Here is a 13675-nt window from a genome sequence, read left to right as displayed (position 1 = left end):
GGACACCAATGAACGACCTCTCCACTCCGAAAATCGCGGCGGTGCAGGATCAGCCACGCCTCGCCAATAAAATCCGCTTCGTCACGGCGGCCTCGCTGTTCGACGGCCACGACGCCTCCATCAACATCATGCGCCGCATCCTGCAATCGAACGGCGTGGAAGTCGTCCACCTCGGCCACAACCGCTCGGTGGACGAAGTGGTCACCGCCGCGCTGGCGGAAGACGTGCAGGGCATCGCCATCTCCAGCTACCAAGGCGGCCATGTCGAGTACTTCAAATACATGATCGACCTGCTGCGCCAGCGCGGCGGCGCGCACATCAAGGTGTTTGGCGGCGGCGGCGGCGTCATCGTCCCGCACGAAATCGAAGAGCTGCACGCTTACGGCGTCACCAAAATCTTCAGCCCCGAGGATGGCCAGCGCATGGGCCTCGTCGGCATGATCCAGTGGATGGTGCAGCAGTGCGACATCGACCTGTCGCAGTACTCCCCCACCTCGCTGGCGCCGCTGCGCGCAGGCGCGGACATCGCCGCCCGCCACCGTCCGCTGGCGCAACTGATCACCGCACTGGAAAACGACAAGGCCGCGCCGTCGCTGCGCGCCGAGCTGCTGGCCGCCGCCGAAGACCTGTCGGTACCCACGCTCGGCATCACCGGCACCGGCGGCGCCGGCAAGTCCTCGCTGACGGATGAACTGATACGCCGCATCCGCCTCGACCAGGCCGACGCGCTGAACATCGCGGTGATCTCGATCGACCCGTCACGCCGCAAATCCGGCGGCGCGCTGCTGGGCGACCGTATCCGCATGAACGCCATCAATCCGTGGGCTGGCCAGTCGCGCGTGTTCATGCGCTCCCTGGCCACACGCGAAGCCGGCTCCGAGATTTCGCAGGCGCTGCCGGACGTCATCGCCGCCTGCAAGGTGGCCGGCTTCGATCTGGTCATCGTCGAAACCTCCGGCATCGGCCAAGGCGATGCCGCCATCGTGCCGCACGTGGACGTGTCGATGTACGTGATGACGCCGGAATTCGGCGCCGCCTCGCAGCTGGAAAAAATCGACATGCTCGATTTTGCCGACTTCATCGCCATCAACAAGTTTGACCGCAAGGGCGCGCAGGACGCGCTGCGCGACGTCGCCAAGCAGTACCAGCGCAATCGCGAACTGTGGAGCAAGCGTCCGGAAGAGATGCCGGTCTACGGCACCCAGGCCTCGCGCTTCAACGACGACGGCGTGACCGCGCTATATCAAGGCCTGCTGCCCAAGCTGGCGGAATTCGGCCTGCGCACGCAGCCGGGCAAGCTGCAAACCACCGATCTGCGCCACTCCAGCGGCAAGAACGTCATCGTACCGCCGGCCCGCGCACGCTATCTTGCCGAAATCGCCGACACCGTGCGCGGCTACCACCGCTTTACGCGCAAGCAGGTCACGCTGGCGCGCGAACGCCAGCAACTGAGCGAGGCCAAACGCATGCTGGCCATCGCCCACAAGTCAGCGGATTTCGATGACCTCATCGCCGAGCGCGACGCCGAAATGGACGCCGGCGCCAGGAAGCTGCTGAGCCAATGGCCCGACATGCAAGCCGCCTACGCCGGCGACGACTACGTCGTAAAAATCCGCGACAAGGAAATCCGCACCCGCCTGGTGCAGCACACGCTGTCCGGCACCCGCATCCGCAAGGTGGCGCTACCGCGCTACGAAGACCACGGCGAAATCCTGCGCTTCCTGATGCTGGAAAACGTGCCCGGCTCCTTCCCCTTTACCGCCGGCGTGTTCGCCTTCAAGCGCGAAGGCGAGGACCCGACGCGCATGTTCGCCGGCGAGGGCGATGCCTTCCGTACCAACCGCCGCTTCAAGCTGGTGTCCACCGGCATGGAGGCCAAGCGCCTCTCGACCGCGTTCGACTCCGTCACGCTGTACGGCGCCGACCCCGCGCTGCGGCCGGACATCTACGGCAAGGTCGGTAACTCCGGCGTTTCCATCGCCACGCTGGACGACATGAAAGTGCTGTACGACGGCTTCAACCTGTGCAGCCCGAGCACCTCGGTGTCGATGACCATCAACGGCCCGGCACCGACCATCCTGGCGATGTTCATGAACACCGCCATCGACCAGCAGATCGACAAATTCGTCGAAGAGAACAAACGCCAGCCCAGCGCCGACGAAGCAGCCAAGATCAAGGCCTGGGTGCTGCAAAACGTGCGCGGCACCGTGCAGGCGGACATCCTCAAGGAAGACCAGGGCCAGAACACCTGCATCTTCTCCACCGAATTCTCGCTGAAGGTGATGGGCGACATCCAGGAATACTTCGTTCACCACCAGGTGCGTAACTTCTACTCGGTGTCCATCTCCGGCTACCACATCGCCGAAGCCGGCGCCAATCCGATCTCGCAGCTGGCATTCACGCTGTCCAACGGCTTCACGTTCGTGGAAGCCTACCTCGCGCGCGGCATGCACATCGACGACTTCGCGCCCAACCTCTCGTTCTTCTTCTCGAACGGCATGGACCCTGAATACACGGTGCTGGGCCGCGTGGCCCGCCGTATCTGGGCCGTGGCCATGCGCGACAAATACGGCGCCAACGACCGCTCGCAAAAGCTCAAGTACCACGTGCAGACCTCGGGCCGCTCGCTGCACGCGCAGGAGATCGACTTCAACGACATCCGCACCACGCTGCAAGCGCTGATCGCCATCTACGACAACTGCAACTCGCTGCACACCAACGCCTACGACGAAGCCATCACCACCCCGACCGACGAATCGGTACGCCGCGCGCTGGCGATCCAGTTGATCATTAACCGCGAATGGGGCCTGGCCAAGAACGAGAATCCCAACCAGGGCGCCTTCATCATCGACGAACTGACCGACCTGGTGGAAGAAGCGGTGCTGCAGGAATTCGAACGCATCGCCGAACGCGGTGGCGTGCTGGGCGCGATGGAAACCGGCTACCAGCGCGGCAAGATCCAGGAAGAATCGATGCTGTACGAGCACCAGAAGCACGACGGCACGCTGCCCATCATCGGCGTCAACACCTTCCGCAATCCGAAAGGCGTGGCCGCGCCGGCACAGATCGAACTGGCCCGCTCCACCGACGACGAGAAGCAGTCGCAGCTCAAGCGCCTGGAAGACTTCCACACGCGCCACGCCGCCGAAGCGCCGCAAGCGCTGGCGGCGCTGCAGCAAGCCGCCATCGACAACGCCAACGTGTTCGACAAGCTGATGGACGCCGTCCGCGTCTGCTCCCTCGGCCAGATCACCACCGCGCTGTTCGAGGTCGGCGGCCAGTACCGACGTAATATGTAGATAGAACCAACGAGGAAGGGGGTAAATCAACGTTTGCCACCTTCTCTTGCCTCCGCATCAGGACTAAACTGATCGAATACACTGGGAGTCGATCATGGTCAACCTACAAATTTCCATCCCCGAAGATTTGGCACTTGATGTCGAGCACCTAGGTCTGTTAAAGCCTGAGACGATCACAGAAATCTTGCGTGAAGAAGTGCGTAAACTCGCGCTAGAACACTTGCTCAGCATTGCCCCGAAGCTGGCGGCTACAGGCGACGTGCCGATGAGCGCGGAAGAAATACAGGAAGAAATTCGTGCTGCTCGAAGCGATCAGCATGCGCCTCGTTCTTGATACGAACACGATTGTGTCCGGCACTCTTTGGCCAGGGACGCCCTATTTGCTGTGAGCAGCGGCACATGCCAAGCGTTATATGCCTTGTACATGCCGGGAAGTTCTTCAGAAATTACTTGGGGTATTAAGCCGTCCTAAATTCGCGACCAGGTTAGCGCTCAACAAAAGCAGTGCACGCCTTATCGTTATTGATTACCGGCGTCAGGCACTTGTTCTGTCCTTACCCTCAACCATTCCCAAAGTGTGCCGCGATCCGAATGATGACATGTTCCTTGCGTGTGCCATCCAAGCCGCTGCCGACGCCATCGTTTCAGGCGATAAAGATCTACTAAGCTTGTTTCACTACCAGAGAATTCCCATTTTGACTCCCACGCAAGCTCTTAATGGTCTGCCGTAAACCACGCGGCATCAAGTGGACAAATTAGTCGCGGATCGTCATCTTCAGCGCGGCCTTGTACAGTCGGCACCGGCGTGCAGCAGGAGATCTACTGGGCGTGGCAGCGCTCGGCGCGATAGAAGTAGAAACCATCGAAGTTGACGAATTCCGCCGACGGGCCGAAGCGGTAGGCCAGCTCGCGGCGTTGCTCGTTGTAGGCTGTCAGTCCGCCGATATGCTTGGGCAGCTGTGCCTTGTACAGCTCCGCCGGGAACGGCGCCTTGCCGCCGACGGTAATCATCAGCAGGTCGGCTTCGCGGCGCCAGGCGCTCGGATTGTAGAAATCGAAGCCGCCCTTGAACAGCAGGCTGCCGTCCGATTGCAGCAGCATGCACATGGTGGGAAACTCGGTGCCGGTATTCTCCAGCACTTGCACGGTCCGCACAGACGGCGCACTCGCGCAGCCACCCAGCAGCAGAACAACCAAGCCGTAAGCCAGATAAGGTTTCATGCGCAAGCCTGAAGAAGTGACAGAGTAGTTAATCTACCCTAACAATCAGCGGTGATGAGTGATCCGGCCCACGGTGGCGCCTTCTTGCAACACTGGTTGCCACAATTCCTGCAGGTCGGTGGCGGGAGTGCCATCGATGAGGGCGAGCAGCATGTCGACCATGCGGGCGCCGGCCTGGTGCGGGTCCGGCTGGTCGATGGTGGTGACGTGGGCGCCGGCCAGCGTGTCGGCCATGCTGCCCCAGACGATGACGGACATCTCCTTGCCGATCTCCACGCCCGCGTCCAGCAGCGCGCGCACCGCGCCCACGCCGGACAGGTGATTGTCGACGATGACGGCCGTCGGCCGCGGAGAGCAGGCCAGCAGCTGCTGCATGGCCTGGTAGCCGCTGCGGCGATCGAGCGTGTTGTCGATCAGGTAGCGCGGATCGGCGCTCAGGCCCGCCGACGCCAGCGCAGCGACAAAGCTGTCCTTGCGCTGGCGCGCGAAGTTCAGTTCCAGCGGTGCGCTGATCAAGGCCACGCGCTGGTGGCCCAGTCCCAGCAAGCGCTCCATGGCCATGCGGATGCCGGCCTCGTTGTCGTAGTCGAACCACGCATAGGGCGCGTTCAGCTCCGTGCGTCCATGCGCGACAAAGGGGAATTTGGCTTTGCTCAGGAAGGCGATGCGCTCGTCGCGCACCAGCGTGCGGCCCACCACCAGGCCATCGACGCGCCGCCCGCGCACGATCTGCTGGTAGGCCGGCTGCTCGGCTGCCGGCGACACCGGCGCGATGATCAGGTTCTTGTTGACCGCTTCCAGCGCGGAGGACATGCCGGCCACCACGTCCAGGAACATCGGATCGCCCAGATCCGTCGGCAGCAGCGGATAGATGATGCCAAACACATTGGTGCGCCCCAGCGCCAGCGAACGCGCCATCGGGTTTGGCTGGTAGCCGACCTCCTTGGCCGCCTTCAGCACGCGCTCACGGGTGCGCACGTTGACCTCGGGGTAACCGTTTAACGCACGGCTCACCGTCGTCTTGGACATGCCAAGGTGATTTGCCAGATGCGCGAGGTTCATAGCTTTCTTCTTAATGTTGACTACTGATTATAGCGGTGGCGTCAAATTCGCCGCCACCGCCATCGACTGCCTTTTTGAAGAAATACAACATCACCAGCACGATCGTGATCGGCACCAGCGTCAGGTAGAACGCGAAGTGACCGCTGAAGTTACCGAAGACGTAACCGGTAATCAACGAGCCGGTGGTGCCGCCCAGCGCGGAAAAGATCACCAGCAGGCCGGTCATGGCCGAGTGCTGGTGCTTCGGCAGGGAACTGAGCATCACCGAGTTGATGCCGGGGTAAATCGGCGCCATGAACAGACCAATCAACGGGAACAGGAAGGTGGCCAGCGGCGCGGTCGACCAGGTGATGCGCGGATCGGCCACCACGTCGTGCGTCAGCGGCAGCGCCAGCAGCACCATGGCGGCCATGCCCAGCACGCAGCCGTTCATCACCGGATACCAGTTCAGTTTGCGCATCAACACGCCGGCCGACAGACGGCCCACAGCGAGACACGCGGCAAAGATGCTGGTCACTTCCACGCTCATCGCCGCCGGCAGCTTGAGGATTTCGTTGTTAAACGTCGGCAGCCAGGTGCCGATGCTTTGCTCGATCAGCACGTACAGGAAGGCGGTGATGATGAACACGCACACCAGCGGCTTGAAGAACAGCTTGAGCATGCCGGCGAAGTCCTGCGCGATGCCGCGTCCCTCGGGCGGCGCGGCCAGCGATTCGTTGAAGGGCGTCGACAGTATCAGCAGGAAGGTCGCCGCGCACAGCACCGCCAGCACCCAGTAGGTATGCAGCCAGCTTTGCGATAGCGGATTGTGCGAATCGATAAAGTAGCCGAACACCCAGTAGGCGCTCAACACGCCCAACATGAAGAAGCCCTCCAGCAGGTTCATGGTGCTGGCGTGCTGCTTGCGGTCGGCGGAGATCAGGCCGAGCGTGGAGTACACCGACACCTTCACCAGCGCGAACGACACGCCGACACAGAAGAACAAGGCCTTGGTGGTGGCGAAGGACGGCAGCAGCGGCATCGCCACGCAGGCGGCGGTGACGATGGCCAGGCCGATCAGCATCGCCTTCTTGTAGCCGATGCGCGGCAGGAAGGACGCCACGAGGAAGGACACCACCGCAATCGGCAGATCCTTGAAGCCTTCCAGCACGCTGGCGGCAGATTTGCTCACGCCATAGTTGCTGATCACCTGCAGGATCACCGTGCCCACGCTGTTCAGCAGAATGGCGAACACGAAGTAGATCAGGAATAGCGCAAAGAGTATTTTGTTATTTTTCATGCTGTCTCCAATATTCTGCCCCCGTCATTCCCGCGCAGGCGGGAATCCATAGAACGCGGGCTGGCTTGCGGCGTATGGACTCCGGCTTTCGCCGGAGTGACGGCAGGGATTCAGTAGGCGGCGAGGTTAAACTCCCTCAGGCTCGTAATGACCACATCGGCTTCGCTCAGCACGAAGGGATGACCGATACCCAGTGCGAACATGCCGGCCGCCTTGATGGCCGCCACGCCGGCCACCGCATCCTCCACGCCCAGACAGTCGGCCGGCGCCACCCCCAGCTCCCGCGCGGCCTTGAGGAAAATCTCCGGATCGGGCTTGCCGCGCGCGATGGTGGCGGCGTCCACCACGTAATCGAATTTATCGGTGATGCCCAGGCGCTCCAGCACCGTAAAGGCGTTCTTGCTGACCGAGGCAAGGCCGATGCGCAGGCCGGCGCGGCGCACGGTGTCCAGCGCCTCCACCGCGCCGGGCAGCAGGTCCTTGGACGACATGGTCGCGATCAGCTCCTGGTAGCGCGCGTTCTTGCGGTCCGCCAGCGCCAGCTTTTCCTCCGGCGTGTACTGGCGCGCGGACGACGCCAGGATCAGGTCCAGGGAACCCATGCGGTCAATACCTTTGAGGCGCTCGTTGAACTCCAGGTCAAAGTGCACGCCCTGCGATTCCGCCAGCTCCTTCCAGGCCAGGTAGTGGTAATGGGCGGTATCGGTGATCACGCCATCCAGATCGAATATGACTGCCTTGAAGCGGCTCATACCATGCTCCTCGATTGCTTTGGTTGCGACAGGGTCAGCGTGACGTGCTCGCCGCCGTGGGTAAAGTCCAGCACCTCGCCTTGCAGCAGGCGATATTCCACCTGGCCTGGCTGCACGTGCACCTCCAGCAGCGCGCCGCGGAAGTGCACCTTGAAGGTGTAGTGCTGCCACTGCTTCGGCAGCTTGGGCGCGAAATGCAGCTCGCCGCCGACCACGCGCATGCCGGCGAAACCGTAGGCCACGCCCATCCAGGTGCCGGCCATCGCCGCCGTGTGCACGCCGTAGTGCGTGTTGCCGTGCGTGTCGTCAAGATCGAGGCGCGCGGTTTCCATGAAGTAGTCGTAGGCCTTGTCCTCATAACCCACTTCCGCCGCGATGATGCTGAAAATGCAGGTGGACAGCGACGAATCGTGCGTGGTCACCGCCTCGTAGTAATCGAAGTCGCGGCGCTTGTCGTCCAGCGAGAACTGTTCGCTCAACAGCAGCAGCGCCAGCACCACGTCCGCCTGTTTGCAGACCTGGTGGCGGTAGATCACCATCGGGTGGTAGTTCAGCAGCAGCGGGTAGTTTTCCTTCGGCGTGTTGGCGAAGTCCCACACTTTCTTCGACAGGAAGCTGTCGTCCTGCGCGTGGATTTGCAGCGCGCTGTCGTACGGAAGATTCATCAGCGACGCGGCGCGGCGCCACTCGGCCGGCTCGTTCGCCTCCAGCGCCATGGCGGCGGCGATGCGCGCGAATTCAGACGGCGCCTGTTCCCGCAACTGCTCGGCGATGGCGGCCGCGAAGTTCAGGTGCATCCGCGCCATGGCGTTGGTGTAGTAGTTGTTGTTGACCAGCGCCGTGTACTCGTCAGGCCCCGTCACCTGGTTGATGCAGAAGCGGCCCTCGCGGTCGTAGGAACCGATGCCGGTCCAGATGCGCGCCGTCTCCATGACGATTTCCGCACCGGCCTGGATCAGGTAATCTTGGTCGCCGGTTGCTTCCATGTAGGTCTTGATCGAATAGGCGATATCGGCGTTGATGTGGTACTGCGCCGTCCCCGCCGGGAAGTAGGCCGAGCACTCGTCGCCGGCGATGGTGCGCCACGGGTACAGCGCGCCCTTGTCATGCGACATCTGGCGCGCGCGCTCGCGTGCCTTCGGCAGGCCGGCGTAGCGGTACTCCAGCAGCTTGCGCGCGATCTCCGGCTTGGAATACAGGAAGAACGGGAAGATGTAGATTTCCGTATCCCAGAAATAGTGGCCTTCGTAGCCTTCGCCGGTCACGCCCTTGGCGGAGATGTTGGTCTTGCCGTCGCGGCCCACCGACTGCAGCAGGTGGAACTGGTTGAAGTGCATGCCTTGCTGCAGCGCGTCGTCGCCGGCGATCTGCACGTCGGCCTGCTGCCAGAAGTCAGCCAGGTACTGTTCCTGCGCCAGGCGCAGCGCGTCGAAGCCGGCGGCGGCGGCGCTGGACAGCGTGTCCTTGCTGCGCCACATCAGCTCCTGCGCGTCGTAGTCGCGCGACGAGTAGTAGCTGCCGTACTTGGTGAGCGTGACCGGCTGCCCGGCGCTGGCGGCCAGCTCCCAGGTGTGCGTCAGCCGCTGGCCTTCCTGCGCCGTCGCCGCCGGCAATGCGGCGCTCAGCACCGTCTCGGTCGCGCTGACCAGGGTGAAGCCGCTGTTGTGCGTCTTCTGCACCAGCGCCGACAGGCTGCCGGTTTGCTCGCTGTCGATCATGTGCAGCGTCGGGCCGGACACCGCCGATCCCACGCGCGGATCGTCGCCCGCCTCCAGATTCTTCACCGCGCCATCCAGCGCCGACTCCAGCCGCAGCGTGCCCACATTGGCCAGCGGCGTCACCTCGAACTCGATCGCAAACAGGTGCTTGTTGTCGAAGCTGACCAGGCGGCGGCTGCGCACACGCGCGCTGCGGCCTTGCGGCGAGGTCCACTCGACCACGCGCGTCAGCAGGCCGGTGCGGAAATCCAGCACGCGCTCGTAGGTCTGCACGGTGCCGGTCAGCAGGTCGAAGCGCTCGCCGTCCAGCCACAGCCCGATGCCTTTCGCGTTCGGCACGTTCAGCATGAACTGGTTGACCTTGGCCAGCGCGTATGCCGTTTCCGGATAGACGATCGGTTCCGACTCGTAGAAACCGTTCAGGTAAGTGCCATCCAGCGAGGTGCCGGCCGGACCGCTGTAGCCTTCCTCGGCGGTGCCGCGCAGGCCGATGTAGCCATTGCCCAGCGCGAACAGCGTCTCGTCGAGGAAGTGGGAGGCGGTATCGAAGCTGGTTTCGCGGATGCACCAGGCTTCAAGCGGATAAGTGTGTTTCTGCACGACGAATTCCTTAGAGAGCTATTCAAAGCGGTTTGAATTTACAAAAGCGCCTGGTTTTTCCTTTTTTTTGGCGATTTTCTGGAAAAACTAGGTCTGGCGTACCATCAGGGTGGTCGGCAGCATTTCGGAAGCGACCGGGTGGCCTTCGATCAGGCCCAACATCTTTTTAGCCAACAACACGCCGCCGTCGCGCAGATACTGGTGCACGCTGGTCAGCGGCGGCACGAAACTGGCCGCGCCGGGTGTATCGTCGTAACCGATGACGGAGACGTTCTCCGGCACCCGCAAATTCTTCTCGGCCAGCGCGCGGATCGCGCCCATGGCCAGCAGGTCGCTGGCGGCAAACACGCCGTCGAACGACGCGCCCTTCTTTTTCAGCAGCGCCGAAATGCTGTCAAAGCCGGCCTCGAAGGTGAACGCCTTCGGCCGGATGATGTGCACGGCGGCCGCGCCGCCCATGGCGTCGATGAAGCCGGCGCAGCGCTCCTGCACCTCGGCGTGGTCAACGTCGCCCAGGAAAACCAGTTTCTGCCGGCCCTGCGCGATGAAGCGCTCGGCCGCGCTGATGCCACCCTTGCGGTTGTCCGAGCCCACCACGATGTAGTCGGCGCCCTTCTCCGGCGCGCCCCACACCACCAGCGGCATGCCGGTCTGCTGCAAGGTGCGCACCGCCTCGCCGTGCGAGCCCTGGCCCAGCAGGATCAAGCCGTCCGCGCCCATCACCGGCGCCGTGTTCATCAGCTGCTTTGACGTCAAAACAACACTGTAGCCGGCCGTCGTCAGTTCCTGCGTGATGCCGCCCAGCAGCTCCAGCGGATACGGATCGGACATCGGCCGGCCGCGCACCGGTGTCATTTCCACCACCACCGCCACCGAATAGCTGCGGCCCATGCGCAGGTTGCGCGCGCTCACATTCAGGCGATAGCCCTGCTGCTCGGCCAGCGCGCGGATCTTCTCGCGCGTCTCGGGCGTGACCAGCGGGCTGTCGCGCAACGCCCGCGACACGGTGATCTTGGACACGCCGGCCAGCTTGGCCAGGTCTTCCATCGTCAGCGCGGCGGCGTCGGTTTTCTTTGCGGGCATCGTTGTTATCAAGTCAAAAAGCGCAATTGCGGACGCATTATGACAGAAATTTTTCGTTTGTCGCGAAAAATGACATCGATAACATTTCAATTGACATCGATAACATTTCTTGTTTCAATGACTAAATCGGCGATGGCGGCACGCTGTCTCCGGGAGACGATAGACCCTATAAGAAAGAAGAGACACGATGAAAAACCCGTTCCTGCCCTCGGCCATCGCGGCCGCCGTCCTGATCCTTGTCAACCAGAGCGCCGCCCAGGCCCAGACCGCTGAAGCCCCGGCCGCCGAACCGTCCAAAGAAGTTTCCAAAGAAATCCAGCAGGTCGTGGTGACCGGCGTGGCCTCGGCGCGCGGCGTGCGCAAGGTCGACTCCGCCTTCTCGATCACCACCGCCAACGAAGAGCAACTGAAGCAGGCCGCGCCCAGCAGCACCGCCGACATCATGAAAATCGTGCCGGGCGTGTACGCGGAATCGACCGGCGGCCAGTCCGGCGCCAACATCGAGGTGCGCGGCTTCCCGTCGGGTTCCGACTCGCCGTTCGTCTCGGTGCAGCTGATGGGCAACCCGATCTACCCGCCGCCGACGCTGTCGTTCTTTGAAGGCTCGTCGGCCTTCCGCCTGGACGACACGGTCGAGCGCGTGGAAGTGCTGCGTGGCGGCCCGTCGACCATCTGGTCCAACGGCCAGCCGGGCGCCACCATGAACTTCATCCTGAAGGAAGGCACCGACACGCCGGAAGGCACGGTGCGCTTCACCACCGGCACCGGCAGCCTGCGCCGCGTCGACATGTACTACGGCGGCAAGATCAGCGATGGCTGGTACGGCTCGGTCGGCGGCTTCTACCGCAAGACCGACGGCGTGCGCGACGCCGGCTTCCCGGCCGACGATGGCCACCAGATCACCGCCACGCTGACGCGCAACCTCGACCAGGGCAAGCTGACCCTGTACGCGCGCAACACCGACGACAAGAACGCCTTCTACACCGGCGTACCGCTGATTTCCAGCAACGGCGGCCGCACCATCTCCGCTTTCCCCGGCTTTGACCCGCTGACCGGCACGCTGATGAGCGGCGAGATGCGCAACTTCACCATCGAAGCCGGTCCCGGCAAGACGCTGACCAAGGACCTGGGAGACGGCCGTGGCCTGAAGGCCACCGTGTTTGGCGCCGACTTCGACCAGAAAGTCGGCGATTGGAGCATCTCCAACAAGTTCAACCGCTTTGACGGCGACATGAACACCATCGCCATGTTCACCGGCAACAACCCGCTGTCGATGAGCGACTACATCAGCCAGGCCATCGCCTCGGCCAACAGCAACCCGGCGCTGGTGGCAGCGGCCGGCGGCCCGGCGACTTCGGGCACGGCCTCCTACGTGCACGGCGGCGCCGTGGCCGGCAACCAGCAGGTGGTGCAGGCCGGCTTGTGGGCAGTGGAGAAAAAGCTGAAATCGTTCACCGACGAGCTGCGCGTCAGCAAGGAACTGTTCAAGGGCAACACCATCACCGTGGGCGGCTACTTTGCCGACTACTCGTCGCACGACGTCTGGTATCTGGGCAACAGCCACCTGATGACCGCCCAGCCGCAAGCCAGCCTGATCAATGTCACGCTGAACAACGGCGTGGTGGTGTCGAAGAACGGCACCGACGGCCCGGTCAACTTCGCGCCGGTGGCCTCGTATGACGGCCGCAATACCGCCGGCTTCATTTCGGACGAATGGCAGATCAACGACAAGATCAAGGTGGACGCCGGCATCCGCCACGAACAGCAGAAGATCAGCGGCACCATCTCCAACCTGTCGTCCGGCGACACCGACAACAACGTGCTGACCGTGTACAACAACGGCACCTCGATGCCGAACGGTTCCAACACCTACCTGAGCCGCACCGACAGCGCCAATTCGTTCACCATCGGCGGCAACTACAAGCTGGCGGCCAACAGCTCGGTATTCGTGCGCGCCAACCGCGGCCACACCTTCATCTCGTTCGACGACATGCGCGGCGCCGGCACCCAGGCCAATGTGAACGACCGCAACTTCCTGCCGACGCCCAAGGTGAGCCAGTACGAGATCGGCTTCAAGACGGCTACGCCGTTCTACACCGCGTATATCAACGCCTTCCACACGGATTTTGATGGTATCGCGTTCACCCAGATCCTCACCGACGGCACCGAACTGCACCGCACCAGCGGTTCCAAGGGCAACGGCCTGGAGTTCGAGGTGGCGGTGCGTCCGATCGAGAACCTGCAATTGTCGCTGACCGGTGATTACCAGAAGTCGGAGTACAAGGACAATCCCGAGACGGCGGGCAAAGTCGTGCAGCGCCAGCCGAAGCTGCAATTCCGCTTCACGCCGACCTACCGTATTCCGTTCGGCGACGGCAACTCGGCCAAGCTGTACGCGACCTACACCTCGATTGGCGAGCGCTGGGCGGACCAGTTGAACACGCAGTACCTGCCGTCGTACCGCACGGTGGACGCGGGCGTGCTGTTCTCGTTTGGCGACAAGATCGAAGTGCGCCTGGCCGGGACCAACCTCAACAACGAGTTGGGCCTGACCGAGGGCAATTCGCGTCTGACGACGGGCAATGTGGGGCCGATCAATGCGCGGCCGTTGTTTGGCCGCACGTGGGAAGCGTCGCTGCTGTACCGCTTCTAAGACACCAC

At 62.9% G+C, this 13675-nt stretch carries 9 protein-coding genes and 1 pseudogene; 4 read left to right on the top strand and 6 right to left on the bottom strand.

From position 1 onward, the window contains the following. Positions 1-8 precede the first annotated feature (8 nt). The 3 genes and pseudogenes from icmF to FHW58_RS27965 form a co-directional block, all read left to right on the top strand. Positions 9-3299 carry a fused isobutyryl-CoA mutase/GTPase IcmF gene (gene icmF / locus FHW58_RS20910; RefSeq protein WP_179675106.1) on the top strand — a complete coding sequence of 1097 codons (3291 nt, stop codon included), beginning with the start codon at positions 9-11 and terminating at the stop codon, positions 3297-3299. Positions 3300-3393: 94 nt separating this feature from the next. Continuing rightward, positions 3394-3633 carry a hypothetical protein gene (locus tag FHW58_RS20905; RefSeq protein ID WP_179675105.1) on the top strand — a complete coding sequence of 80 codons (240 nt, stop codon included), beginning with the start codon at positions 3394-3396 and terminating at the stop codon, positions 3631-3633. A gap of 70 nt (positions 3634-3703) precedes the next feature. Beyond that, positions 3704-4030 (top strand): annotated as a pseudogene (locus FHW58_RS27965) (putative toxin-antitoxin system toxin component, PIN family); the annotation flags it as partial. 88 nt (positions 4031-4118) lie between these two features. On the opposite strand, the gene FHW58_RS20895 reads toward FHW58_RS27965, so the two are convergent. From FHW58_RS20895 to FHW58_RS20870, 6 genes are all read right to left on the bottom strand, one after another. Next, on the bottom strand, positions 4119-4520 hold the full coding sequence (locus FHW58_RS20895; protein WP_179675103.1) for a hypothetical protein: 402 nt from the start codon (positions 4518-4520) through the stop codon (positions 4119-4121). 45 nt (positions 4521-4565) lie between these two features. Continuing rightward, the gene (locus FHW58_RS20890) at positions 4566-5582 is read right to left on the bottom strand and encodes a substrate-binding domain-containing protein (protein WP_179675102.1); all 1017 of its coding nucleotides are present in this window, start codon (positions 5580-5582) and stop codon (positions 4566-4568) included. Between the two features lie 10 nt (positions 5583-5592). After that, positions 5593-6861 (bottom strand): sugar MFS transporter, encoded by a 1269-nt coding sequence (locus tag FHW58_RS20885; RefSeq protein ID WP_179675101.1) that lies wholly within the window; start codon positions 6859-6861, stop codon positions 5593-5595. A gap of 110 nt (positions 6862-6971) precedes the next feature. Further along, positions 6972-7613, bottom strand: a complete 642-nt coding sequence (gene pgmB, locus FHW58_RS20880; RefSeq protein WP_179675100.1) for a beta-phosphoglucomutase — start codon at positions 7611-7613, stop codon at positions 6972-6974. Next, on the bottom strand, positions 7610-9931 hold the full coding sequence (locus FHW58_RS20875; protein WP_179675099.1) for a glycoside hydrolase family 65 protein: 2322 nt from the start codon (positions 9929-9931) through the stop codon (positions 7610-7612). The genes pgmB and FHW58_RS20875 overlap by 4 nt, the downstream gene beginning before the upstream one ends. A gap of 87 nt (positions 9932-10018) precedes the next feature. Then, positions 10019-11014, bottom strand: coding sequence for a LacI family DNA-binding transcriptional regulator (locus FHW58_RS20870; RefSeq protein ID WP_179675098.1), 996 nt, complete (start codon positions 11012-11014; stop codon positions 10019-10021). Between the two features lie 187 nt (positions 11015-11201). On the opposite strand from FHW58_RS20870, the gene FHW58_RS20865 reads away from it, so the two are divergent. Continuing rightward, positions 11202-13667 (top strand): TonB-dependent receptor, encoded by a 2466-nt coding sequence (locus FHW58_RS20865; RefSeq protein WP_179675097.1) that lies wholly within the window; start codon positions 11202-11204, stop codon positions 13665-13667. The last annotated feature ends 8 nt before the right edge of the window (positions 13668-13675 follow it).

The sequence above is a fragment of the Duganella sp. 1224 genome, from assembly GCF_013408245.1.
GTDB lineage: Bacteria > Pseudomonadota > Gammaproteobacteria > Burkholderiales > Burkholderiaceae_D > Rugamonas.
The sequence above is the reverse complement of the archived record's forward strand: the minus strand, read 5'-3'. Positions and strand labels throughout refer to the sequence as shown.

What these genes read in the sequence shown, in the direction of transcription:
- icmF (WP_179675106.1), top strand. Translation starts at nt 9, where the DNA reads ATGAACGACCTCTCCACTCCGAAAATCGCGGCGGTGCAGGATCAGCCA.
- FHW58_RS20905 (WP_179675105.1), top strand. Translation starts at nt 3,394, where the DNA reads ATGGTCAACCTACAAATTTCCATCCCCGAAGATTTGGCACTTGATGTC.
- FHW58_RS20895 (WP_179675103.1), bottom strand. Translation starts at nt 4,520, where the DNA reads ATGAAACCTTATCTGGCTTACGGCTTGGTTGTTCTGCTGCTGGGTGGC.
- FHW58_RS20890 (WP_179675102.1), bottom strand. Translation starts at nt 5,582, where the DNA reads ATGAACCTCGCGCATCTGGCAAATCACCTTGGCATGTCCAAGACGACG.
- FHW58_RS20885 (WP_179675101.1), bottom strand. Translation starts at nt 6,861, where the DNA reads ATGAAAAATAACAAAATACTCTTTGCGCTATTCCTGATCTACTTCGTG.
- pgmB (WP_179675100.1), bottom strand. Translation starts at nt 7,613, where the DNA reads ATGAGCCGCTTCAAGGCAGTCATATTCGATCTGGATGGCGTGATCACC.
- FHW58_RS20870 (WP_179675098.1), bottom strand. Translation starts at nt 11,014, where the DNA reads ATGCCCGCAAAGAAAACCGACGCCGCCGCGCTGACGATGGAAGACCTG.
- FHW58_RS20865 (WP_179675097.1), top strand. Translation starts at nt 11,202, where the DNA reads ATGAAAAACCCGTTCCTGCCCTCGGCCATCGCGGCCGCCGTCCTGATC.